Origin of the sequence: Pseudolabrys sp. FHR47, assembly GCF_005153485.1 — a bacterium.
GTDB lineage: Bacteria > Pseudomonadota > Alphaproteobacteria > Rhizobiales > Xanthobacteraceae > Pseudolabrys.
In genome coordinates, this window is record NZ_CP039740.1 from 4,265,036 (window position 1) to 4,288,297 (window position 23,262).

Annotated in this window: 20 protein-coding genes; 10 read left to right on the forward strand and 10 right to left on the reverse strand. The window is 63.2% G+C overall.

Features of this window, described 5'->3' with window-relative positions:
• Positions 1-21: 21 nt before the first annotated feature.
• Genes ccoP through ccoN form a run of 4 tightly spaced genes read right to left on the reverse strand, consistent with a single transcriptional unit; the run spans position 22 to position 3,441 of the window.
• On the reverse strand, positions 22-894 hold the full coding sequence (gene ccoP, locus E8Q40_RS20695; RefSeq protein WP_137046300.1) for a cytochrome-c oxidase, cbb3-type subunit III: 873 nt from the start codon (positions 892-894) through the stop codon (positions 22-24).
• Positions 895-897: 3 nt separating this feature from the next.
• Positions 898-1,053, reverse strand: coding sequence for a cbb3-type cytochrome c oxidase subunit 3 (locus E8Q40_RS20700; protein ID WP_137046301.1), 156 nt, complete (start codon positions 1,051-1,053; stop codon positions 898-900).
• A gap of 18 nt (positions 1,054-1,071) precedes the next feature.
• Complete coding sequence (gene ccoO, locus E8Q40_RS20705) at positions 1,072-1,806, reverse strand: cytochrome-c oxidase, cbb3-type subunit II (RefSeq protein ID WP_137046302.1); 735 nt, start codon at positions 1,804-1,806, stop codon at positions 1,072-1,074.
• A gap of 12 nt (positions 1,807-1,818) precedes the next feature.
• The gene (gene ccoN, locus E8Q40_RS20710; RefSeq protein ID WP_137046303.1) at positions 1,819-3,441 is read right to left on the reverse strand and encodes a cytochrome-c oxidase, cbb3-type subunit I; all 1,623 of its coding nucleotides are present in this window, start codon (positions 3,439-3,441) and stop codon (positions 1,819-1,821) included.
• A gap of 796 nt (positions 3,442-4,237) precedes the next feature.
• Here ccoN and E8Q40_RS20715 point away from each other — a divergent pair.
• A complete protein-coding gene (locus E8Q40_RS20715; protein ID WP_137046304.1) occupies positions 4,238-4,942 on the forward strand; it encodes an OmpW family protein in 705 nt (234 codons plus the stop codon).
• Positions 4,943-5,145: 203 nt separating this feature from the next.
• On the opposite strand, the gene E8Q40_RS20720 is transcribed toward E8Q40_RS20715, so the two are convergent.
• The 5 genes from E8Q40_RS20720 to E8Q40_RS20740 form a co-directional block, all read right to left on the reverse strand.
• On the reverse strand, positions 5,146-5,667 hold the full coding sequence (locus tag E8Q40_RS20720; RefSeq protein WP_137046305.1) for a Spy/CpxP family protein refolding chaperone: 522 nt from the start codon (positions 5,665-5,667) through the stop codon (positions 5,146-5,148).
• 54 nt (positions 5,668-5,721) lie between these two features.
• Complete coding sequence (locus E8Q40_RS20725) at positions 5,722-7,245, reverse strand: DASS family sodium-coupled anion symporter (protein WP_137046306.1); 1,524 nt, start codon at positions 7,243-7,245, stop codon at positions 5,722-5,724.
• Positions 7,246-7,422: 177 nt separating this feature from the next.
• Complete coding sequence (locus E8Q40_RS20730) at positions 7,423-7,749, reverse strand: Hsp20/alpha crystallin family protein (RefSeq protein WP_370455213.1); 327 nt, start codon at positions 7,747-7,749, stop codon at positions 7,423-7,425.
• A gap of 276 nt (positions 7,750-8,025) precedes the next feature.
• On the reverse strand, positions 8,026-8,760 hold the full coding sequence (locus tag E8Q40_RS20735) for a CBS domain-containing protein (RefSeq protein ID WP_137046308.1): 735 nt from the start codon (positions 8,758-8,760) through the stop codon (positions 8,026-8,028).
• Between the two features lie 140 nt (positions 8,761-8,900).
• Positions 8,901-9,581, reverse strand: coding sequence for a helix-turn-helix domain-containing protein (locus tag E8Q40_RS20740; RefSeq protein WP_246662945.1), 681 nt, complete (start codon positions 9,579-9,581; stop codon positions 8,901-8,903).
• 156 nt (positions 9,582-9,737) lie between these two features.
• On the opposite strand from E8Q40_RS20740, the gene E8Q40_RS20745 reads away from it, so the two are divergent.
• From E8Q40_RS20745 to E8Q40_RS20775, 7 genes are all read left to right on the forward strand, one after another.
• Positions 9,738-11,240 carry a PAS domain-containing sensor histidine kinase gene (locus tag E8Q40_RS20745; protein ID WP_137046309.1) on the forward strand — a complete coding sequence of 501 codons (1,503 nt, stop codon included), beginning with the start codon at positions 9,738-9,740 and terminating at the stop codon, positions 11,238-11,240.
• A 16-nt stretch (positions 11,241-11,256) separates the two neighbouring features.
• Positions 11,257-11,883, forward strand: coding sequence for a response regulator FixJ (fixJ, locus tag E8Q40_RS20750; RefSeq protein ID WP_137046310.1), 627 nt, complete (start codon positions 11,257-11,259; stop codon positions 11,881-11,883).
• 242 nt (positions 11,884-12,125) lie between these two features.
• On the forward strand, positions 12,126-13,745 hold the full coding sequence (locus E8Q40_RS20755) for an ABC transporter substrate-binding protein (protein ID WP_137046311.1): 1,620 nt from the start codon (positions 12,126-12,128) through the stop codon (positions 13,743-13,745).
• Between the two features lie 144 nt (positions 13,746-13,889).
• Entirely contained in the window at positions 13,890-14,903 is a 1,014-nt protein-coding gene (locus E8Q40_RS20760) for an ABC transporter permease (RefSeq protein WP_137046312.1), read from the forward strand.
• The gene (locus E8Q40_RS20765; protein WP_137046313.1) at positions 14,900-15,787 is read left to right on the forward strand and encodes an ABC transporter permease; all 888 of its coding nucleotides are present in this window, start codon (positions 14,900-14,902) and stop codon (positions 15,785-15,787) included. Before E8Q40_RS20760 ends, E8Q40_RS20765 begins: the two co-directional genes overlap by 4 nt.
• Before the next feature lie 13 nt (positions 15,788-15,800).
• The gene (locus E8Q40_RS20770; RefSeq protein WP_137046314.1) at positions 15,801-17,519 is read left to right on the forward strand and encodes an ABC transporter ATP-binding protein; all 1,719 of its coding nucleotides are present in this window, start codon (positions 15,801-15,803) and stop codon (positions 17,517-17,519) included.
• A 35-nt stretch (positions 17,520-17,554) separates the two neighbouring features.
• Positions 17,555-18,262 carry a GntR family transcriptional regulator gene (locus E8Q40_RS20775; protein WP_137046315.1) on the forward strand — a complete coding sequence of 236 codons (708 nt, stop codon included), beginning with the start codon at positions 17,555-17,557 and terminating at the stop codon, positions 18,260-18,262.
• A 37-nt stretch (positions 18,263-18,299) separates the two neighbouring features.
• Here the strand turns inward: E8Q40_RS20775 and atzF are convergent, their stop codons facing one another.
• Positions 18,300-20,105: an allophanate hydrolase gene (atzF, locus tag E8Q40_RS20780; protein WP_137046316.1), complete on the reverse strand. Its 1,806-nt coding sequence runs from the start codon at positions 20,103-20,105 to the stop codon at positions 18,300-18,302.
• A 317-nt stretch (positions 20,106-20,422) separates the two neighbouring features.
• Between atzF and E8Q40_RS20785 the strand changes: the two genes are divergently transcribed.
• Complete coding sequence (locus tag E8Q40_RS20785) at positions 20,423-22,243, forward strand: IlvD/Edd family dehydratase (protein ID WP_137046317.1); 1,821 nt, start codon at positions 20,423-20,425, stop codon at positions 22,241-22,243.
• Positions 22,244-22,389: 146 nt separating this feature from the next.
• Positions 22,390-23,148, forward strand: a complete 759-nt coding sequence (locus E8Q40_RS20790; protein ID WP_137046318.1) for an SDR family oxidoreductase — start codon at positions 22,390-22,392, stop codon at positions 23,146-23,148.
• Positions 23,149-23,262 lie beyond the last annotated feature (114 nt).

Genomic DNA, 23,262 nt, shown 5'->3' on the forward strand with positions numbered 1-23,262 from the left:
CTTGTCAGAGCTAGTGACTGGCTACTTCTCGCCGCCGCCGAAACCATAGACATAGACGGCCAGCGCCTTGATCACCGGCTCGGAAAGGCGGCCTTCCCAGACCGGCATGACGCCGCCGCGGCCGTTCTGAAGGCCCTGCACGATGGTCGCCTTGTCGGAGCCGTAGAGCCAGATCTTGTCGGTCAGGTTCGGGGCGCCAACCTCGCGGTTACCCTTGCCGGCGTCGCCGTGGCAGACCGCGCAGTTGTCGGCAAAGACCTTCTGACCGGCCTTGAGATCGGCGCCGGCTTCGGTCGGCAGACCCGACAGCGAGCGCGCATAGTCGGCGACGTTCGACATTTCGGCGGGCTTCAGCACGTCCTTGAAGGGCGGCATGTTGCCCTGCCGGCCGCTGTCGTGACCGCCGCGGATGCCGAAGCGGATGGTCTGCTCGATATCCGCGAGCTTGCCGCCCCACAGCCAGTCGTCGTCATTGAGGTTGGGATAGCCCTTGGCGCCGCCGCCGCCGGCGCCGTGGCACGGCGCGCAGTTGTCGGCGAAGGCAACGCGTCCTTGCGCCCGCGCGAAGTCGATCAGTTGCGGGCTGGCGGCGATGTCGGCCGTCGAGGCCGACGCCAGTTGCTGCATCATCGGCCCGCGCATCGCGTGCAGGGCGGTGATGTCCTCGACCACGGCGGCGCGCGAGTTGTAGCCGAACATGCCCTTGGTCGCGTCGCTCACCAGCGGCCAGGCCGGGTAGACGACCCAATAGCCGATCGACCAGATGATGGTGAGGTAGAAGGTCCACAGCCACCACCGCGGCAGCGGCGTATTGAGCTCACGCAACCCATCCCATTCATGACCGGTGGTCGCGGTACCGGTCAGGGCGTCGATCTGTTTGTGTTCCTCAGCCACGGCTCAGTCCTCCCGCAGCGGAATGCGCGCTGCTTCGTCGAATTGCTTCTTTCGCGATGGCCAGAAGGCGTAGACGACCACGGCGAGAAAGATCGCGGTGAAGTAGATGAGTCCCCAGGTCTGGGCGAACTCGGCGGCGGCTTTGTAGGTCGGATCCATATCAATTCACCTTGACGGTCACCGGATATTGGCTTTGTCGTCGTACATCTTGAAGTCGACCGACGTGCCGAGCATCTGCAGATACGCAATCAGCGCATCGGCTTCGGTCACGCGGGCGGGATTGCCGTCGAAGTCGCGTGCCAGCGCCTTGGGATAGCGCTTGACGAGATCGGCGGCGTCCGGGTTGTCGACCGTTGCCTGCACCTCGACATCCTTGGTCGCGCTCTCGATCATCTCCGGCGTATAAGGAACGCCGAGCAGCGCCTGAACCTTCATGTCCTCGGCGACGTGCTTGAAGTCGAGATCGGCCTTGGCGAGGAAGCTGTAGGCCGGCATCACCGAGCCTGGCACCACCGCGCGCGGATCGGCCAGATGGTCGCGGTGCCAGTCGTCGGAGTACTTGCCACCAACGCGAGCGAGATCGGGACCGGTGCGCTTCGAGCCCCATTGGAACGGGCGGTCATACATGCTCTCGGCCGCCAGCGAGTAGTGGCCGTAGCGTTCGACCTCGTCGCGCAGCGGACGGATCATCTGCGAGTGGCAAAGGTAGCAGCCCTCGCGGACGTAGATGTTGCGGCCGGCGAGTTCGAGCGGCGTATAGGGCCGCACGCCCGCGACCTTCTCGATCGTATTCTTGAGATAGAACAGCGGCACGATCTCGACCAGACCGCCGACGGCTATCACCAAGAGAATGCCGATAACGAGAACGATGGAGTTCTTCTCGAAGATGGCGTGTTTTTGCCAAAGTGACATTGTCGTCCCCGTTTATTCGGCAGGCTGGAGCCGGATTTCGGCTTCACCGGCGACGGCTTTGGAGTTCACCGTCATCCAGAGATTGAAGACCATGATCAGAGCGCCGCTGAGGAACAGGAGTCCGCCGAGCGCACGGATCACATAGAAGGGATGCATGGCCTCGACCGTTTCCACGAAGGAGTATTCGAGGAAGCCGAGCGAGGTGTAGGCGCGCCACATCAGACCCTGCAGGATGCCCGACACCCACATCGCGGTGATGTAGAGCACGATGCCGATGGTCGAGATCCAGAAGTGCCAGTTGACGAGCTTGAGCGAGTAGAGCTTGCGGTTCCACAGCCACGGCACGAGGCAGTAGATGGCGCCGAAGGAGATGTAGGCGACCCATCCGAGCGCGCCGGAGTGGACGTGGCCGATGGTCCAGTCGGTGTAGTGCGACAGCGAGTTCACCACCTTCACCGACATCATCGGACCTTCGAAGGTCGACATGCCGTAGAAGGCGACCGACACCACCATCATGCGCAAGACCGGATCGGTACGCAGTTTGTCCCAGGCACCCGACAGCGTCATGATGCCGTTGATCATGCCGCCCCAGGAGGGCATCCACAGCATGATCGAGAAGGTCATGCCGAGCGTCTGCGCCCAGTCCGGCAACGCCGTGTAGTGCAGGTGATGCGGGCCCGCCCAGATGTAGAGGAAGATCAGCGCCCAGAAGTGGATGATCGACAGCCGGTAGGAATAGACCGGACGATCGGCCCGCTTCGGGATGAAGTAGTACATGATGGCGAGGAAGCCGGCGGTGAGGAAGAAACCGACCGCGTTATGGCCGTACCACCATTGCACCATCGCATCCTGCACGCCCGACCACACGATGTAGGACTTGGGCGAGAACAGAGAAACCGGCACTGTCGCATTGTTGCCGAGGTGCAGGACCGCGATGGTGACAATGAAGGCAAGGTAGAACCAGTTGGCCACGTAGATATGCGGCTCGGACCGCCGCCAGATCGTGGCCAGGAACACCAGCAGATAGACGACCCAGACGACCGTCAGCCACAGGTCCGAGTACCATTCGGGTTCGGCGTATTCCTTGCCCTGCGTCACGCCGAGCAGATAGCCGGTGCCGGCAATGACGATAAAGAAGTTATAGCCGAGCACGACGAACCACGGCGCCAGATCGCCGGCGAGTCGCGCGCGGCAGGTGCGCTGCACGACATAGAACGACGTCGCCAGAAGCACGTTGCCGCCGAAGGCGAAGATCACGGCGGAGGTGTGCAGCGGGCGCAAACGGCCGAAGCTGGTCCATGGCAAGTCGAGGTTCAGCGCCGGATAAGCGAGTTGCAGCGCGATCACGACGCCGACCAGGAAGCCGGCCACACCCCAGAACACGGCTGCGATGGTGGCGAATTTCACAGGACCCAAATTGTAGTTCGGGCGGCCATCGGCGGTGACCAGCGCGGGCCTTTCGGCCGGGCGATCGAAGTACCGATTCGCGATGGCAAAGACCGCCGCGATGCTCGCGGCCGTAAAGAGGTAGGCGTGGAATGCGTACTCAGGCGTATAGGCCTTGGCAGCGATCACGATCGACAGCAGCGCGAGGGCGGAAAATGCCAGCGCCAAGCCGCCTTCGCCGATCGTCATTCTTTTTTGGGGAGCGAGCGCGTTCGCCATGATGGAGGTTCCGTTGAATGGCTGGCCGGAGGGAATGCTGGCCGCGACGGAATATCCGGGACCGGCGCGCCGGTAGCCTTGATGAATGTCAAACTGGGCTGCGTGTAAATTCCGGTATCAGGGCGAGACGCCACGAGAGGGCTTCGTCACGCCGGCGGCCGACCCTCGCGACTTAAAGTAGCGCTGGTCCCGAGGAGCTATTGTGCGAAGTCCGCACCGGCTATCGCAGGCGCGATGGCGGCCGCCACCGTCGAATCAATTTACTTGCTTTGGGGTTTGACTAAGGAAGATCGGCTGCGAGCGCCGACCGCAGCGGGGCGCTACGACTTAAGTCAGCCCTGCTGCGCCACCCGCAGAATATCACCGCGCGCGGAAGGCGATGGCCCGACCGAGTTCGACCCACTCGATTGTCTTCCATCTATCCCGCTTAGGCAGCCGTGGACGACCACGGCGTTGAGGTCGGGCGGAGGCCATGGCGGTCGAGCCCCCCACCATCGCGCGAGCGCTCGAATCGACCTGCGCCATTTTGGTCCATAAGCGCTGGGAATGACCAATTGGCCGGTATCTCGTGCGTTACAGGAAATCGAAGTGGGTCATATTCGCGGTATCGCATCGCTGAGACTGTGGCACCGATGCAACCAGAACACACTTCCGGTTTTTGTTTGATCTTGATCAATTTTACCGGGGTCGACGATGGCTTGAGTGGTAGCGATCAATGGTGATCGCGGCATTCGCGCCGCACAATTTCCGGGTTAGGGGGTCAAATATGACGTTAGGTAAACTTACGCCAGCACTCGTCGCGGCGTTCATCGGTTTCACGGGCGCGTCCGCCGTTGCTGCCGATCTGCCGGCCAAGCCGGTCTACAAGGCGCCGGTCGCCGATATGTTCAATCCGTGGATGATTCGCTTGCGCGGGCTGGGTGTCGTGACCCGCAACTCGGGTCACGTCGATCAGGTCGCCGGATCGGGGCTGACCACGACCGACACGATCGTGCCGGAACTCGATATCACCTACTTCTTCACCCGCAACATCGCCGCCGAACTCATCCTCGGCGTCACCAAGCATCACGTGACCGGCACCGGCGCCGCCGCCACCAACGGTCTCGATGTCGGCAAGGCCTGGCTGCTGCCTCCGACCCTGACGCTGCAATATCACTTCACCAACTTCGGCGCCTTCAAGCCCTATATCGGCGCCGGCGTGAACTACACCGTGTTCTTCAGCCAGACCGCCGGCAACACGGCCAACGGCGCGGGCGTCATCGTCACGCGCAGCCATCTGCACAACACCTGGTCGCCTGCGCTGCAGATCGGTTTCGACTACATGATCGACAGGCACTGGGGCATCAACGTCGACGTCAAGAAGCTCTGGCTGCGTCCGAACTGGGACGGCGACAGCAACGTTGGCGCGCTCACCGGCAAGGTCAATCTCGACCCGTGGCTGATCGGCGCCGGCGTGACGTACAAGTTCTGAGAATAACGGATTACAAGAATCGAGCGGGGCGTCCTCCCCACCCGATGTTGACTGACAAGCCCCGGCCTCGGCCGGGGCTTTTTTCTGTGTTGTGACTACGACTAGAGCCTTTCCGGCTTTGACAGAATCAAAGCCGGGGCTCTAGCTTCTTTTCAGACGCGTTTTCTTCACGCGAACCGGTTTCCACTTCGCTCGAAAACGCTCTAGTTACGCCAGCCATGCCAGCCCCAGCGACGCGGGCCGGCCTTATTGAGCTGCGCTTTCTGTTCGTCGGTGAGCGTGGCGTAGAAGGCGTCGAAGGCCGGACGCACCGTCTTGATCGCGGTGAGCATGGCTTCCATCCGCTTCTCCATCAGTTCGAGCCGCGCCTGGGCGCTCGCCGGAAACTCGCGCGGACAGGCGGCGGCGACGGTTTCGGCCGCCTTGGTCGAGGCGGCCTGCAGATCGTCGAGCGCCTTACGCTGCGCCTCGGTTGGCTTCAGCAGTTGCTCGATGCGCTGCTTGCGCCATTCGGCGAGACCGGCGCCTTGCGGTGAGCACATCCAGCCCATGCCACGGCCGCCACCGCGGCCCATCATCCCCGGTCCCATCATTCCGGGGCCCATCATCATGTCCCTGCCCCAGCCGGAGCCGGGACCACCGGGACCGGCAGGCTGCGCGAGCGCAGAGCCGGCCACGAGACTTCCAATCAAAACGGCCGTCGCGATTGCAAGGCGTCGTTTCATGGCACGATCCTTCATCAAAGGGCGATGGATTGACGGGTCATCGCCGACCCCGCGTCAGACGTAACCAAGCCAGCGCCAGTAGGTGGCGCCGAGCAGCATTACCAAAGCCAATGCGATGATCGTCAGCACCAGGCCGGTGCGCACGAAATCGCGCGCCGTGAACGTGCCGGTGCCATAGGCCACCATGTTCTGCGGCGCGTTCACCACCAGGATGAAGCCGAACGACACCACAAACTGCAGCAGCATGGTCATGCCGATGACATTGATGCCCGGCGTCGCCACGCTCTTGAGCACGGCGATAATGATCGGGATCATCGCCGAGGCGAGCGCCGTGGCACTGGCGAAGCCGAGATGAATCACGACCAGGAACAGGCTCATGGTGCCGAGGATGAACAGCGCGGTGGCGTTCTTCAGCCCGAACTCGAGGACGACAATATCGGCGAGCCAGGTCGCCGCCTTGGTCTGCAACAGCGCCGTACCGAGGCTGATGCCGATGCCGAACAGGATGACCGTACCCCATGGAATCTTCGGCTGCGCTTCCTTCCAGGTCATGATGCCGATGCCCGGCAGGAACATCAGCGCCACCGCGGTGATGGTCGTGGTGCTGGTGTCGAATCTGTGCAGCACGCCTTCGGTCGCCCAGAAGCCGATCAAGGTGAGCGAGATGGCGAGCAGCTTCTTCTCGGCGGTCGTCATCGGGCCGAGTTCGTCGAGCGATTTCTTGATGCCTTCCGTACCGCCGGGCACTGACGCGACCTCGGGTTTCATCATGAGGGTCATGACGAAATAGAGCGCGATCGACATCGCAATGCCGAACGGCGCGGCGGCGATCAGCCATTCCAGCCAGGTAATGGTCTGGTTGAAGGCCTTTTCGATAAAGCCGATGGCGATCATGTTCTGCGCCGCGGCAGTCTTGATGCCGACATTCCAGATGCTGGCGGTCTGAACCGTCACGATCATTAACATCGCAGCGAAGGTGCTGTTCCGGCTGACGCCGAAGGCCGCGATCATGCCGAGCGTGATCGGAACGAGGCAGGCGACGCGCGCCGTGGTCGACGGCACCATGAAGGCGATGACGATGCCGACGAGGATGGTGCCGATGACGACGTTGCGCGTCTCGGTGCCGACGCGGGAGAGAATGTTGAGGGCGATGCGCCTGTCGAGGCCGGTCTGCGTCATCGCCGCCGCCAGGAACAACGCCGCGGCCACCAGCACAAGACCGGTCGTCGCGAAACCGGAGAAGGCGAGCGTCAAGGCACCGCTCGTGCCGAGTAGCACTTTCGGGTTGGCAACGCTCGGCGCGAGCCCGAGCAGGAACGCCATCAGCGCGGCGATGACGATCGCCGACACCGCGTAGTCGATCGCCTCGGTCATCCAGATGATGACGGCGAACAGCAGGATCGCCAGCATGCGATGACCGGCTACCGGCAATCCTGCCGGCGTCGGCAACAGCAGCACGACGATCATGGCCGCGACCGCGGCGATCAAACCCCAGTTCGACGCGAACCAATTGCTGCCGGTCTTTGCGCCGCCGGCGGCGGGCGCGGTAGCCGACGGAATGGCTGGCTGAGCCGACATTGTTTCCTCCCGGACGAGACGTCACGGGAAGAGATCATGGCGAGCAACTTGCGGGGGCCGTTGAGCCAAATCAAACGGATACCGGAAAACGCGAGCGGCAATACCGGCATCGGATGCGGACAAACAAACGCGCGCCGCGGCGATGGCGGCGCGCCAGTTCGTCCATGGCCGCGACGATTAGGCCGCGGGCTTGACTTCGATCTTCTTGGCTTGCGCCGGCGCCGGCTTCGGTACGGTCACCGTCAGCACGCCCTTGGCGATGCTGGCTTTGATGGCGTCGGCATCGACGCCGGGCGGCAGCTCGAGCGTCCGTTCGAAAGCGCCGTAACTGCGCTCGACGATGCGGTAGTCCTTGCCCTTGTCTTCCTTCTCGGCTTTCTTCTCGCCGCGAATGGTCAGAAGATTGTCGGCAACGTTGAGCTGGACGTCCTTCTCTTCAAGGCCCGGCAGTTCGGCCGTGATCTCGATCTCCTTGTCGGTCTCGACGACATCGATGCTCGGCATGAGCCTGCCGCCATTGCCTAAATTGCTCGGGGTGGGAAAGCCGCGGGCAAAATCCTCGAACAGCCGGTCTATCTCGCGCTGCAGGGAGGAGAAGGGCTCCGTCTTCATCGCGGCCAGCCGGTCTCGACCGACGGGAAGAAGCGATCGTAGTGTCATGAATGCCTCCATCGGTTACGCAGTCTGTTGAGCGACCGTCGATTTACGGCGGTCAAAGCTACTATCGCGCCTCGTCGTGACGGGGCTTTGACCGAAGTCAATGCCTCAAACCCGGACCAATCAATGGCGCGGCCGCTCGGCGATATCGGAGGCCTCGAGCGCGACGCCGGAGGTCGGGTCGATCCAGCACAGATGGTCCTTGACTGCCTGCACGCCGGCGACGTTCTCGCACACCACCCTCAGGGCATCGCGTTGCCGCTCGTCGGTGATGACACCGAACAGTTCGACAACGCCATCGCGCACCACGACGTCCAGCGACGAGCCGGGCGCCCAGTGCTGCTTTTCCAGTTCGGCGAGGATCTGACTACGGATGGCACCGTCGTCTTTCGGCGACTGCGGTGCCGGCGCCACACGGGCAATGCTCACCATGGCGCGCATCAGGTTGGACCGTGTCACGATGCCGACCAATGCCGCACCCGACATGACCGGAACGCGCTTGATGCGATACTTTTCCATGAGTTCGATGATGTCTTCAAGCGCCGCGTTTTCATCGACGGTCTGCACGTCGCGGGTCATGACCTCGTCGACCCGGCTGCCATGCGTATGGGTATATTCTTCCGCGATCTTGCCCGGCCCCATGATGAACTCGAGCCAGCGCGAGCGGCGCTTTTCTGTCTTGGTTTCGCGGCGGCGAAGGAAATCGCCTTCCGATACGACGCCAACGAGATTGCCTTCGCCATCGACCACGGGCAACCCGCTGATCCGGTGCTGCAGCATCAGCCGGGCGGCTTGCAGGACAGTGGCATCCGGGCCGATCGTGACGACCTCGCGGGTCATGACATCGCTGGCGTTCATCGCTGCCTCCTTGAGCTGGTGCATCATCTGAACACCGCGACAGGGATGCGATGTTGATCGAAGTCAATCGCGGCGCGCAAAGAAAAAGCCCCGGCGAACGGCCGGGGCAGTCGGGGGGAGGAAACGTGAGCTTCCCGAAATCAACCGTTCAGGCGGCTGAGCGCGGCCTGGTTGCGAAGCACAATGCGGCGCGAGGTCGGCACTTCGATCGCGGCCGAATTTTCAAGCTGGGTCAGGGTGCGCGACACGGTTTCGATGGTCAGGCCTAGGTAATCGGCGATGTCCTGGCGCGACATTGGCAGTTCCACCGCATTGGCGCGCGGCGCCCGCTTCGCCATTTCAAGGAGAAACCCTGCGACGCGCTCCTGCGCGGTCTTGATCAGGAGCATCGTGTGATCCTGGGTGCGCTGCAGTTCGGTTGCCGCCATGGTCCAGAGCTGACGCGCGACGTCGGCGCTGCGGGACGAGAGCGAAACCAGCGACGTCCGCTTGATCAGCATGATCTTGCTGTCGACGATCGATTCGGCCGAGAAGGTGTGCTGATCGCCCACTTCGATGCCGAAAACATCGCCCGGCAGGTAGAAAGCGCCGATCTGCCGGCGGCCATCGTTCAAAACCCGGTAGGTCCGTACGGCACCGCTGACGACCTTGTAGAGATATTCGGCGGGTTCGTTTTCGCCGTAGATTTCCGCATTACGAGCAAACGGCATGACCGCGCCCATGAGTTCGATCGTTTCGCCGCTGGCCTGGGGGCGCGGCATGGTGGCGGCGACGTGGGCTTGCGAGTTCCGGGCGGTCATCTGGCTGTGCATCTCGTCCATCCTCTCTGCGGCGCCCCACCGGCGCTGGTTTGGATGCGACATTGGTAAGGCGGGCGCGCGCCGGCCAAAATTCAGATAATCTCCATAGGGGGTTTCCCGGAGGCGCCGGATACCGGGCGGAGCGGCCGGCGAATGCCCTCAGGCAGGCGAGGCTTGATGTCGGAAGTATTTGAAAAGATTGGACCTTTTTCCATCCAGCCGCGAGTCGGAATTTGGCGCTATGGGGTCGCCCCGATCGTGGTGGTCCTGGCGCTGGCGGCCAGGGCGCTGCTGACGCCTGACCTCTACAGCGATGCGGTATTTCTGTATTTCGTGCCGCCGATCCTGCTGGCCTCGGGTCTCGGCGGTCTCGGCCCCGGCCTGCTTGCCACGGCGCTCAGCCTGCTTTGCACCATGGTGCTGCTGGGCACCCACACGACGTCGTCGCAAACGGTCGTGGTCAGCACCGCGGCCTTCGCTCTGATCGGCGCGGCGACCGCCTGGGGCGGCGAATTGCTGCGGTCGAACCGCGAACGCGCCAATGTCATGACGCGCAACGCGCTGGCGCGAGAAGCCCATCTGCAGTCGATTCTCGATACGGTCCCCGAGGCCATGATCGTGATCGACGAGTTCGGCAACATGCAGTCGTTCTCGAGCGCCGCCGAACGGCTGTTCGGGTGCAAGGCGACCGACGTCATCGGCAAGAACGTCAAGATCCTGATGCCGGAACCGTACCAATCCAGCCATGACGAATATATCAAACGCTACCGGCACACCGGCGAGCGCCGCATCATCGGCATCGGCCGCGTGGTGGTGGGCCAGCGCATGGACGGCTCGACCTTCCCCATGGAACTGGCGGTCGGCGAGATGCGATCGGGAGATCGCCGCTTTTTCACCGGCTTTATCCGCGACCTGACCGAGCGACAGCAGACCGAGCAGCGGCTGCAGGAACTGCAATCCGAGCTAGTGCATATCTCGCGCCTGACCGCGATGGGCGAGATGGCGTCGACGCTGGCGCACGAACTCAATCAGCCGCTCGCCGCGATTTCCAACTACCTGAAGGGATCGCAGCGCATCCTCGATGGCGACAGCACCGAGCAGTTTCCACTGCTACGCGACGCGCTCGGCAAAGCATCCGAGCAAGCCATGCGCGCCGGACAGATCATCCGCCGCCTGCGCGATTTCGTCGCCCGCGGCGAAAGCGAGCGGCGCGTCGAAAGCATCACCAAGCTGGTCGAGGAAGCGAGCGCCCTAGCGCTGGTCGGCGTCAAGGACCGCGGCATCCGGGTCCAGTTCAAGTTCGATCCGCATGTCGATCTCGTGCTCGCCGATCGCGTGCAGGTCCAGCAGGTTCTGCTCAACCTGATCCGAAACGCCATGGACGCCATGGAAGAATCGAAAATACGGGACCTCGCCGTCGCCGTCGTTCCGGAAGGGCAGGGACAGGTGCGGGTCAGCGTCGCCGACACCGGACCCGGAATTGCCCCGGAAATTGCCGATCAGCTATTCCAGCCGTTTATCACCACCAAACCGCAGGGCATGGGCGTCGGACTGTCGATATCGCGGACCATTATCGAGGCCCATGCCGGGCGCATATGGGCCGAGCGAAATGCGAATGGAGGCACAACTTTCAATTTCACGCTCACGGCGGTACAGGAAGGTGACGTCGACGATGATTGAGCCGACAAAATCGACCATGGCTGACCCGATAATCTATGTGATTGATGACGACGACGCCGTCCGCCAATCGCTCGAATTCCTGCTCTCGACCGCCGGAATCAAGTCGCGCGGTTTCGAGTCGGGTAAGGCGTTCATCGACGCATTGCCGCAGATCGATTCCGGCTGTGTGGTGACCGACGTGCGCATGCCGGAAATCACCGGCATCGATCTGCTCAAGCATGTGCGTCAGCACAAGCCAGACCTTCCCGTGATCGTCATCACGGGACATGGCGATATCGCGCTGGCGGTCGAGGCGATGAAGATCGGCGCCATCGACTTCCTGGAAAAACCGTTCGACGACGACGTCCTGATCGCCGCCGTCAAATCGGCGCTGAGCAACGTCGCGGACAACGGCAAGCGCAATGCCGAACTCGGCGAGATCAACGACAAGCTCGCCGCGCTGTCGAACCGTGAGCGCCAGGTGCTCGAAGGTCTGGTCGCGGGTCAGCCGAACAAGACGATCGCCTTCGACCTCGGCATCTCGCCGCGCACGGTCGAGATTTACCGCGCCAACCTGATGACCAAGATGGGGGCGAACAGCCTGTCCGATCTGGTGCGCATGGCGATGCTGGCCGGCATTCTCGGCGAGGGGCGCAAGGCCTGAGACCATTGTCGCAACCGGCTCTGACGCCCGCCGCCCACGGAATTGCCGATTGCGAGTTTGCCTATTTTTAAGGCTTTTATATCTCTATTGTATGCAATTATGGGATCGCCAGAAGTTGCCGAACTGACCCTTTCTGTCGCTTTCTTTATTAAAATCATTATCTTACTGAATTGTATGCAATAGAGCTGATTCTGGCACGGCGCTTGCGGAGATAGACCCCGAATCCATTCGGGAGGTTTGTCATGAAGCGTCGCGATTTCTTGAAGTCCGCTACGGCCGCAACGGCAGCTACGGCTGTCGCCGGCCCCGCCATTTTCTCGCCGGCCAAGGCGCAAGCGCGCAACGAGACCCTGCTCATCGTCTCGGAGAGCGGGCCCAACAATCTCGATATCCACGGCGTCGGCACCAACGTGCCGGGCTATGAGGTGTCGTGGAACTGCTACGACCGTCTCATCACCCATGAGATGAAGACCGGCCCAGCCGGCCAGCCCTATTACGACAAGGACAAGTTCAAGGGCGAACTCGCCGACGACATGAAGATCGGCGACATGTCGGTCACCTTCAAGCTGAAGAAGAACGCCGTCTTCCAGGACGGCACGCCCGTGAAGGCCAAGGACGTGAAGTGGTCGCTCGACCGCGCCGTCTCGGTCGGCGGCTTCCCGACCTTCCAGATGGGCGCCGGCTCGCTGACCAAGCCCGAGCAGTTCGTCGTCGTCGACGACACCACGGTGCGCGTCGATTTCCTGAAGAAGGATCGCCTCACCATCCCCGACCTCGCCGTCGTGGTGCCGGCGATCTACAACTCCGAACTGGTCAAGAAGCACGCCACGGAGAAGGACCCGTGGGGCCTCGAATACACCAAGCTCAACACCGCCGGCTCCGGCGCCTACAAGGTCGTCGGCTGGACGGCGGGCTCCGAAGTCATCATGGAGCGCAACGACAAGTGGACCGGCGGTCCGCTGCCGAAGATCAAGCGCGTCATCTGGCGCATGGTGCCGTCTGCCGGCAACCGCCGCGCATTGCTCGAACGCGGCGATGCCGACATCTCGTATGAACTGCCGAACAAGGATTTCGTCGAACTCAAGGATTCCGGCAAGCTCAACATCGTGTCGACGCCGTTCTCGAACGGCTGCCAGTATCTCGGCATGAACGTGAAGAACACGCCGTTCAACAATCCGAAGGTGCGGCAGGCCGTCGCCTATGCGGTGCCGTACCAGAAGATCATGGACGCCGTACTGTTCGGCCTCGGCACGCCATTGTTCGGCGCCGCCGCCAATGCGCCCACCCAGGTCGCCTGGCCGCAGCCGACCAAGTTCAACACCGACATCGCCAAGGCCAAGGCGCTGCTCGCGGAGGCCGGCTATCCGAACGGCTTCGAGACCACCTTGTCGTTCGACCTCGGCTTCGCCACGGTCAACGAGCCGATCGCGGTGTTGATCCAGGAAAGCCTCGGCCAGATCGGCATCAAGACCACGATCAACAAGATCCCCGGCGCCAACTTCCGCACCGAGCTGAACAAGAAGATCCTGCCGCTGTACCTGAACGTGTTCTCGGGATGGCTCGATTATCCCGAATACTTCTACATCTGGTGCTACCACGGCAAAAATTCGATCTTCAACACGATGAGCTACCAGTCGAAGGACATGGACGCTTTCATCGACGGCGCCGTCAACGCCGCCGCCATCGGCGACAAGGCAACCTACGAAAAGGACGTGAAGGGCTTCGTCGACCTCGCTTACGCCGACATCCCGCGCATCCCGCTGTTCCAGCCCTACTCGAACGTGGCGATGCAGAAGAACGTCACCGGCTACGCTTACTGGTTCCACCGCCGGCTCGACTACCGCACTTTCGCCAAGAGCTGAGGGCGTTTGATGCTGTCATTCCGGACGCCGCGACAGCGGCGATCCGGAATCCAGCGCTGGATTCCGGGTTCGCGAGCCATAGCGCGTCGAAGACGCGCGTAAACGCGCTTATGGCTCGCGCCCCGGAATGACGAGGGGAAAGTTATGCTCAACATGATTTCCAAGCGCATGTTGCTGGTGATCCCGAACCTGATCGGGGTCATCATCGTCACGTTTCTCCTGACGCGGGCCTTGCCGGGCGATCCGGCCGCCTATTTCGCCGGCCCGGCCGCGACCAAGGATGCCATCGAGCAAGTCCGCAAGCAGCTCGGTCTCGACAAGCCGCTGGTGCTGCAATTCGGCGACTATGTCGGCGACCTCGCCAAAGGCAATCTCGGCACCTCGCTGACCACCGGTCAGCCGGTGCTGACCGAACTGCGCAACCGTCTGCCCGCCTCCGCCGAACTCACTTTATTCGGCCTCACCCTGTCGATGGCGATTGCCATTCCGCTTGGCATTCTCGCCGCCGTGAAACAGGGCTCGTGGATCGACCACACCTGCCGCGTCGTCGCCACCGCCGGCGTGTCGCTGCCAGTGTTCTTCACCGGCCTGCTGCTGGTCTATGTCTTTTACTTCAAGCTCGGCTGGTCGCCGGCGCCGCTCGGCCGTCTCGACGTCTTCAATTCGCCGCCGCCCTCCATCACTGGCTTCTATCTGATCGACTCGCTGGTCACCGGGCAGTTCGAGACGTTTCGCGCCGCGCTCAGCCAGCTCATTTTGCCGGGCATGACGCTCTGCATCTTCTCGCTGGCGCCGATCGCGCGCATGACGCGCGCCTCGATGCTTGCGGTGCTCGCCTCCGAGTTCGTGCGCACCGCGCGCGCCTCCGGCCTCGATAGCCGCACCGTGATCATCACCTATGCCTTCCGCAATGCCATGCTGCCCGTCGTCACCACGCTCGGCATGGTGTTCTCGTTCCTGCTGGGCGCCAATGTGCTGGTCGAGAAAGTGTTCGCCTGGCCGGGCATCGGCTCCTACGCCATCGAGGCGCTGATCTCGTCCGATTTCGCGCCGGTCCAAGGCTTCGTGCTGACCATGGCGATCCTCTATGTCGCCTTGAACCTCATCATCGACATTCTCTACGGCGTCATCGACCCGCGCGTGAGGCTTGAAGGATGACCGACACCGCCCTGCCGACCGCTCCTGCGAAGAAGCCGAGCAACTCGCTGTTCAGCCACGCCCACTATGTCATGACGGAGAATCCGGTTACCGGCCTCTCCTTCGTATTGTTCGCCCTCATCGCCCTGTGTGCGCTGATCGGGCCGTACATCGTGCCGTTCGATCCGTTGGCGAGCGATACCGCGGCGACCTTGCAGCCGCCGTCGTTCAAGCACTGGTTCGGCACCGACCAGCTCGGCCGCGACATTTTCAGCCGCGTCGTCGTCGCGACGCGGCTCGACTTCATCATCGCCCTGACCTCGGTGGCGCTGGTCTTTGCGCTCGGTGGCTTCGCCGGCATCGCGTCCGGTTTCTTCGGCGGCTGGACCGATCGCATCGTCGGCCGCATCTCCGACACCATCATGGCCTTCCCGCTGTTCGTGCTGGCGATGGGCATCGTCGCGGCGCTCGGCAACACCGTCACCAACATCGTGATCGCGACCGCGATCATCAACTTCCCGCTTTATGTGCGCGTCGCACGCGCCGAAGCCAACGTCCGGCGCGATGCCGGCTTCGTGCAGGCGGCGCGGCTGTCGGGCAATGGCGAGTTCCGCATCCTGCTGATGCACATCCTGCCGAACATCATGCCCATCATGATGGTGCAGGTTTCGCTCACGATGGGTTACGCCATTCTCAATGCTGCCGGCCTGTCTTTCATCGGCCTTGGCGTGCGGCCGCCGACGCCAGAATGGGGCATCATGGTCGCCGAAGGCGCCGGCAACATTATTTCCGGTGAATGGTGGATCGCCTTCTTCCCCGGCCTCGCGCTGATGATCGCGGTCTTTACCTTCAACCTGCTCGGCGATGGCCTGCGCGACCTCGTCGATCCGCAGCGGCGGACGTGAGGGGAGACGAAAGATGGACACGCAAACCTATCCAGGCACCAAGCTCACCGTCGAAACGGGCCAGCCGCTGCTAGACGTGCGCGACCTCACCGTCGAATTCCAGACCCGGCGCGGCGTCGTGCGCGCCGTTCAGCACATCGACATATCGGTCGCCAAGGGTGAGACCCTGGCGATCGTCGGCGAGTCGGGCTCAGGCAAATCGGTAACGTCCTATGCGGTGATGCGCATTCTCGACCGCGCCGGCCGGATCGCCGACGGCTCGGTGATGTTCTCGGGCGTCGATCTGCGCGCCGCCGGCGAAAGCCAGATGCGCGACCTGCGCGGCCGCGAAATGTCGATGATCTTCCAGAACCCGCGCGCCGCGCTCAACCCGATCCGCAAGGTCGGCCATCAGATCGAGGACGTGCTGCTGGAGCACGCGCAGGCCGACAAGGACCTTGTCGCCGAAAAAGCCGTCGAAATCCTCGAGCAGGTGCGCATCGCGCGGCCGCGCGAGCGCTACCACGCCTACCCGTTCGAACTGTCGGGCGGCATGTGCCAGCGCATCGTTATCGCGCTGGCGCTGGCCTGCCGGCCGCAACTGCTGATCGCAGATGAGCCGACCACCGGCCTCGACGTCACGACGCAGAAGGCGGTGATGGATCTGGTCATGGAGCTGACGCGCGAGCGCGGCATGTCGACCATCCTGATCACGCACGATCTCGGCCTTGCCGCTGCCTATTGCGACCGCGTCGTCGTCATGGAGAAGGGTCACGTCGTCGAGACAGCAACGGCCGAAGCCATCTTCAAACGCCCCGAGCATCCCTATACGCGCAAGCTGATGCGGGCCACGCCGCGGCCGGGCGGCACCTTGCGCGGCCTGTTGCCGGAAGGCGAAGCGTTGCCCGAACCGAAGCCGCACCTTGCTGCCGAATTGAAGCCCCTTCTCGTGGTCGAAAATCTGGTGAAGGAATATCCGCGCCAGGATGTGGCGGGCTTCAAGCTGTTCAAGCCGAAGGGGCCGGCGCCGGAACCGTTCCGCGCCGTCGATGGCATCAGCTTCACGGTGGCGCGCGGCGAGAGCGTCGGACTTGTAGGTGAATCAGGCTGCGGCAAGTCGACGACGTCGATGATGCTGATGCGGCTGATCGACAAGACCTCCGGCACCATCACCTTCGACGGCGAGGACATCGGCGCTATTCCGGCGAAAACCTTCGCCACGCTGCCGCAGCGCAGGCGCATCCAGATGGTGTTCCAGGACCCGACCGAGAGCCTCAATCCGCGCTATACGGCGGCGCGCGCCATCGCCGACCCGTTGCTGCGGCTCGGCAACATCGCGCGCAAGGACCTGCGGGCGCGCTGCGAGGAACTGGCAACTCAGGTCGGCCTGCCGCTCGACCTGCTCGACCGCTTCCCGCACCAGCTTTCCGGCGGCCAGAAGGCCCGCGTCGGTATCGCCCGCGCCATTGCGCTCAAGCCCGACCTCGTCGTGCTCGACGAGCCAACCGCCGCGCTCGACGTCTCGGTGCAGGCCGTGGTGCTTAACCTGTTGCAGGACCTCAAGGATAGCCTCGGCATGAGCTATCTTTTCGTCTCGCACGACCTGAATGTGGTACGCTTGCTGTGCGACCGGGTTATCGTGATGCGGAGCGGGCGAATCGTCGAGGAAGGCGAGACCGCCCGCGTCATGGATAAACCGCAAGCGGACTATACGCGGGATCTGCTGTCGGCGATCCCGCATCCGCCGCTCTGAAGACGAGAGCTTCTGAAGACGAGACTTGAGGCCGGATGAGCTTGACTGGAACGGACGAGCCGCGCGAACCCACACGGAGCGCGGCGAAAGACGGCGCCGGCCCGCGCCGGACGCGCGCCGAGGAACTGCGCCTGCAACTCGCCGACGAGATCGTGCGCGGGATTTACGCGCCCGGCGCGCCGCTGGATGAGACCAGCATCGCCAATCGCTTCAACGTGTCGCGCACGCCGGTGCGCGAAGCGATCCGCCTTTTGGCGGCGAGCGGTCTCGTCGAGGTGCGGCCACATCGGGCCGCCGTGGTGGCGCGGCCCGATGCCGATCAACTCGCCAACATGTTCGAGGCGATGGCCGGGCTGGAGGCTTTGTGCGCGGGCTTTGCCGCCGAGCGCATGACCACGCTTGAGCGCCGCGGCCTCGAGGACATTCACGAGAAGCTGCGCGTGCTGATCCAGAGCGGCGATCCGCAGCAATATCACGAGGTGAATGAGGCGTTTCACAACGCCATCTATGACGGCGCGCACAACGCCTATCTCGCCGAGCTGGCTTTATCGACGCGCGCGCGCGTGCAGCCGTTCCGCCGCGCCCAGTTCCGCAATCTCGGGCGTCTGGCCAAATCGCATATTGAGCATGACCGCGTCGTTGAGGCGATCATGCGCGGCGAAAAGGCGGTCGCATCCGCAGCCATGAATGAGCACATCATTCTGGTGCGCGAGGAGTATGAGCATTACTCAGAGACGGTCTGACCTTCTTACCCTTCCCCGCGAAGCGTGGGGAGGGGAATCACTGCGCCGCCTTGTACTGCGCCAGATAGGCGCGCCAGCCGCCGAATATCGTGATGTCGCGCGCCTGGCTGACGGCGGCCGCTTCGACCAGGAAGCCCTTGACGCCACGGCCATCGGCAAGCGTCACCGTGCCGATCGACAAAGGCGCGGCGATGCCGCTCATGAACGCGCCGAAGGCCTCAAGCGGCAAGGCCCACACTTCGACCTCGATCGCCGCGCCCTGCCCCGCGTCGATGCGCAGCAGGCCAGGCTTGGGCGGTACCGTCCCATTCAGGGCATAGAGCTTGTAATCCGGCGCGGTGCGCGTCGATTCTAGGAGGCGCGCGCCGAGCGATGTGAGTTCGCCATTGAGCGGCAGGCCGGACAGATGCGCGCCGACCACGGCGACGGCGATTTCATCGGCGGCGGCGGCGTTGGCCACCGGCATGAGCGGCGGTTGCGGCACCTTCAGCGCGCCGAGCGGCAATTGCGTATCGGCGTGGAAGACGCGCCCGATCTCGGCGAGCCGCGCGTCCTCACCGCCGGGAGCCAAGAGAGTAATGCCGAACGGCATGCCTTTGCTTGTCAGCGACGCTGGCACAGCGAGGCCGCACAGATCGAGCAAATTGACGAAATTGGTATAAGTGCCGAGCCGGCTGTTTAGCGTGATCGGATCGGCCAGCACCTGCTTGACGGTGTAAGCCGTCGGCGCTGTCGGCAGCGCCAGCGCGTCGATCTGATGCGCGAAGATGTAATCGGAAACGCGGCGCAGGCGCTCGAGCTTGTAGAAGGCGGCGAAGGCATCCATCGCCGTCGGCCGCAGCCCGCCGATGGTAATTTCGCGCGTCACCGGGTGAATGGCGTCGGGATCGGAGGCCAGCAGATCCTTCGCCGTGAGCGCGCGCTCCGCGACCCACGGGCCTTCATAGAGCAACCGCGCCGTCTCGTAGAACGGCTCGACATCGATCTCGACGATCTCGCAGCCGAGTTTGGCGAGACGCGCCAGCGCGGCCTCGTAACCGGCCTCATATTCCTTGTCGCCGAAGAACAACCGCTGGCCGGGGATCGGCACGCCAAGCTTGATGTGCGGCGGCATCGCGCCGGGACGCCCGAGCGGGCGGGTGCGCGAATAGCTGTCAGCGGCATCGTAACCGCCCGCGACACTCAGCGCGGCCCAGGCGTCATCGACGGTCAATGCGAAGATGGAAATGCAGTCGAGCGTGCGGCAAGCCGGCACCAGACCGTGCGTCGAGATGAGGCCGAGGCTGGGTTTGAGGCCGACGATATTGTTGAAGCCGGCCGGCACGCGGCCCGAGCCCGCGGTGTCGGTGCCGAGCGAGAACGGCACGATGCCGGCTGCCACGGCGGTGGCGGAGCCGGACGACGAACCGCCGGGCACGAGTTCGGCATCGAAGGTGTTGCGCGGCACGCCATAGGGCGAACGCACGCCAACAAGACCCGTGGCGAACTGATCGAGATTGGTTTTGCCGATGACAATGGCGCCCGCCGCGCGCAGGCGCGCGACCGCGGTCGCATCGTGGGCCGGGTTGAAGCTGAAGGCCGGACAGGCCGCTGTCGTCGGCAGGCCGGCGACGTCGATATTGTCTTTCACCGCGAAGGGCACACCGTAGAGCGGCAGGTCGGTGCAGCCGGAGGCTTGCAGCGCCCGCGCCTCGGCCAGCGCCTCGGCCTCGTCGCGCAAGGTGATGAACATCGCCGGGTCGGCATGGGCGCGAATACGGGCATAGGTGCGGGCGACCGTTTCGGACGGGGTCGCAGTCCCGGCCCGATGCGCTGCCACGATGTCGAGGACGGTCTCAGCCATGACAGAACGCCACTGTGCAATTTTTAGGCACTACTTTAAGTCCGGAGCAAGTCGTAGGCGGCCTATCCGCAACTGCATACAATAAGGCCTTTCCGCGCTGCACACAAACGTCCCGTTGCCCAAATCCGGGATTTGCGCTCAACTTAGAGCCGATAGAAAAACAGGGCGCGAGGTCGCCCGGAGACCTCGCCACACCTTTTCTCGCCCCGCCGGACTAACATGCTAGATTCAGGGCGAGCCTTTCCAGACGACCAACCAAGGCTGCGACCACAAGCCAGCCGACAATGACGCGCCATCGGCGCCAGGGAGCGACTTTTATGAAGCAGCGGAAATCCGGCTCGTCCGAAAAGAAGCCCAAGGGCAAGAGCCTGCGCTCGCAGCTCTGGTTCGACAATCCGGACAACCCGGGGATGACCGCCCTGTATCTGGAGCGCTACCTGAACTGGGGCCTGACCCGCGAGGAACTCACCTCCGGCAAGCCGATCATCGGCATCGCCCAGACCGGCTCAGATCTCTCGCCCTGCAACCGCCATCACCTCGAACTGGCGTCGCGGGTGCGCGAAGGCATTCGCGCCGCCGGCGGCATTGCCTTCGAATTCCCGGTGCATCCGATCCAGGAAACCGGCAAGCGCCCCGGCGCCGCGCTCGACCGCAACCTCGCTTATCTCGGCCTGGTCGAAATTCTCTATGGCTATCCGCTCGACGGCGTCGTGCTGATGACCGGCTGCGACAAGACGACGCCGGCCTGCATCATGGCGGCGGCGACCGTGAACATTCCGGCGATCGTGCTGTCCGGCGGGCCAATGCTCAATGGCTGGGACGGCGAGCGCCGCATCGGCTCCGGCATGGTGGTGTGGCAGGCGCGCGAGGATCACGCCGCCGGCAAGATCACCTATCAGCAGTTCATCGATCTGGTCGCCAATTCGGCGCCGTCGGTCGGCCACTGCAACACCATGGGCACCGCCTCAACCATGAATGCGCTGGCCGAAGCGCTCGGCATGTCACTGCCCGGCTGTTCCGCCATTCCGGCGCCGTACCGCGAGCGCGGCCAGATTGCCTATGACACCGGCGTGCGCGCGGTCGAGATCGTGCACGAAGACCTGAAGCCCTCGGACATCCTCACCCGCAAGGCGTTCGAGAACACCATCATGGCGAACTCGGCGATCGGCGGTTCGACCAACGCGCCGATCCACATCAACGCCATCGCCAAGCACATCGGCGTCAAACTCGACATCACCGATTGGGAGAAAGTTGGCCTGGATATCCCGCTGCTGGTCAACATGCAGCCGGCCGGCTTCTATCTCGGCGAAGAATATTATCGCGCCGGCGGCCTGCCCGCGGTGATGAACGAACTGCTGAAAGCCAAGCGCATCCATGGCGACGCCATCACCGTCAACGGCAAGACCATGGGCGAGAACGTCAAGCGCGCCAAGATTATCAATGAGGACGTTATTCGGCCCTACAAGAAGCCACTGAAGGAAAAGGCCGGCTTCAAGGTGCTGCACGGCAATCTGTTCGACTCCGCCGTGATGAAGCTCAGCGTCATCTCCGACGAATTCCGCCAGCGCTATCTCAGCAATCCGAAGGACCCGAATGCCTTCGAAGGCCGCGCCGTGGTGTTCGAGGGGCCGGAGGACTATCACCACCGCATCGACGATCCGAAGCTGAAGATCGACGAGAACACCATGCTGTTCATCCGCGGCACCGGACCGATCGGCTATCCGGGCGCGGCGGAAGTCGTGAACATGCAGCCGCCGGACTATCTCATCAGGAAGGGCGTGTTGTCGCTGCCCTGCATCGGCGACGGCCGCCAGTCCGGCACCTCGGCCTCGCCGTCGATCCTCAATGCGTCGCCCGAAGCGGCGGCCGGTGGCGGGCTCGCCATCCTGAAGAACGGCGACCGCATCCGCATCGATCTCAACAAGGGCACCGCCGACATTCTCATCTCCAAGGCGGAGCTTGCCGAGCGCCGTGCCACGCTGGAAAAGCAGGGCGGCTTCAAATATCCGCCGAGCCAGACGCCATGGCAGGAAATCCAGCGCGGCATGGTCGATCAGCTCGGCGAAGGCATGGTGCTCAAGCCGGCGGTGAAGTATCAGCGCGTCGCGCAGAAATACATCCCGCGGGACAATCATTAGAGCCTGATCCGCGAGAGCAGAGACATCCTCCGTTCATTCCCGCGAAAGCGGGAATCCAGTGCTTTAAAGACTGGGTCCCCGCTTTCGCGGGGACGAACGGTCTTCCGATCGAAATAACGATAAACAATCTGATTAGGGGAAACACCGTGGCTGGACGTTTGAAAGGCAAGGTCGCATTCGTGACAGCGGCCGGACAAGGCATCGGGCGCGCGATCGCGCAGGCTTTCATCAATGAGGGCGCCAAGGTCATCGCCACCGATCTCGACGCCGCCAAGCTGAAGGATCTCAAGAAAGCCAAGGCCTTTGCGCTCGATGTGCGCTCGACCGAAGCGGTGAACGCGCTCGCCGCCAAGGTCATCAAGGAATTCGGCACGCCGAACATCCTCGCCAACTGCGCCGGCTACGTTCATCAGGGCAGCATCCTCGACTGCAGCGAGGAGGACTGGGATTTTTCCTTCGACCTCAACGTCAAATCCATGCACCGCACCTTGCGCGCTTTCGTACCGGCGATGCTCAAGAATGGCGGCGGCTCTGTGATCAATATCGCGTCGGTCGCGGGGTCCCTGCGCGGCCTGCCCAATCGCTACGTTTACGGCACAACCAAGGCGGCCGTGATCGGACTGACCAAGGCGATGGCCGCCGATTTCGTGCGCCAGGGTCTGCGGGTGAACGCGATCTGCCCCGGCACCATCCAATCGCCGTCGCTGAATGAGCGCATCGCGACGAACGCCAAGAAACTCGCCAAATCGGCGAAGGACGTGCGTCAGGATTTCATCGATCGTCAGCCGATCGGCCGTCTCGGCACACCGGAAGAAATAGCCGCCGGCGCGGTTTGGCTCGCTTCCGAGGAGTCCAGCTACTACACCGGCCAAACCATGCAGATCGACGGCGGCATGACGACCTGATCTGCAACAAAAGGCTAATTCTGGCACTCGAAACGACCGGTGGGCAGAACCCGCCCTTGCCGCAGGCGACGTCATATGATGATATCATCTGCGTGGTAGCATGTTAGATGCGTA

Bases quoted from the DNA above. Each gene is read 5' to 3' on its own strand.
- E8Q40_RS20700 (WP_137046301.1), bottom strand. From the start codon at position 1,053: ATGGATCCGACCTACAAAGCCGCCGCCGAGTTCGCCCAGACCTGGGGA.
- ccoO (WP_137046302.1), bottom strand. From the start codon at position 1,806: ATGTCACTTTGGCAAAAACACGCCATCTTCGAGAAGAACTCCATCGTT.
- ccoN (WP_137046303.1), bottom strand. From the start codon at position 3,441: ATGACGATCGGCGAAGGCGGCTTGGCGCTGGCATTTTCCGCCCTCGCG.
- E8Q40_RS20715 (WP_137046304.1), top strand. From the start codon at position 4,238: ATGACGTTAGGTAAACTTACGCCAGCACTCGTCGCGGCGTTCATCGGT.
- E8Q40_RS20720 (WP_137046305.1), bottom strand. From the start codon at position 5,667: ATGAAACGACGCCTTGCAATCGCGACGGCCGTTTTGATTGGAAGTCTC.
- E8Q40_RS20725 (WP_137046306.1), bottom strand. From the start codon at position 7,245: ATGTCGGCTCAGCCAGCCATTCCGTCGGCTACCGCGCCCGCCGCCGGC.
- E8Q40_RS20730 (WP_370455213.1), bottom strand. From the start codon at position 7,749: ATGCCGAGCATCGATGTCGTCGAGACCGACAAGGAGATCGAGATCACG.
- E8Q40_RS20735 (WP_137046308.1), bottom strand. From the start codon at position 8,760: ATGAACGCCAGCGATGTCATGACCCGCGAGGTCGTCACGATCGGCCCG.
- E8Q40_RS20740 (WP_246662945.1), bottom strand. From the start codon at position 9,581: ATGGACGAGATGCACAGCCAGATGACCGCCCGGAACTCGCAAGCCCAC.
- E8Q40_RS20745 (WP_137046309.1), top strand. From the start codon at position 9,738: ATGTCGGAAGTATTTGAAAAGATTGGACCTTTTTCCATCCAGCCGCGA.
- fixJ (WP_137046310.1), top strand. From the start codon at position 11,257: ATGGCTGACCCGATAATCTATGTGATTGATGACGACGACGCCGTCCGC.
- E8Q40_RS20755 (WP_137046311.1), top strand. From the start codon at position 12,126: ATGAAGCGTCGCGATTTCTTGAAGTCCGCTACGGCCGCAACGGCAGCT.
- E8Q40_RS20760 (WP_137046312.1), top strand. From the start codon at position 13,890: ATGCTCAACATGATTTCCAAGCGCATGTTGCTGGTGATCCCGAACCTG.
- E8Q40_RS20765 (WP_137046313.1), top strand. From the start codon at position 14,900: ATGACCGACACCGCCCTGCCGACCGCTCCTGCGAAGAAGCCGAGCAAC.
- E8Q40_RS20770 (WP_137046314.1), top strand. From the start codon at position 15,801: ATGGACACGCAAACCTATCCAGGCACCAAGCTCACCGTCGAAACGGGC.
- E8Q40_RS20775 (WP_137046315.1), top strand. From the start codon at position 17,555: ATGAGCTTGACTGGAACGGACGAGCCGCGCGAACCCACACGGAGCGCG.
- atzF (WP_137046316.1), bottom strand. From the start codon at position 20,105: ATGGCTGAGACCGTCCTCGACATCGTGGCAGCGCATCGGGCCGGGACT.
- E8Q40_RS20785 (WP_137046317.1), top strand. From the start codon at position 20,423: ATGAAGCAGCGGAAATCCGGCTCGTCCGAAAAGAAGCCCAAGGGCAAG.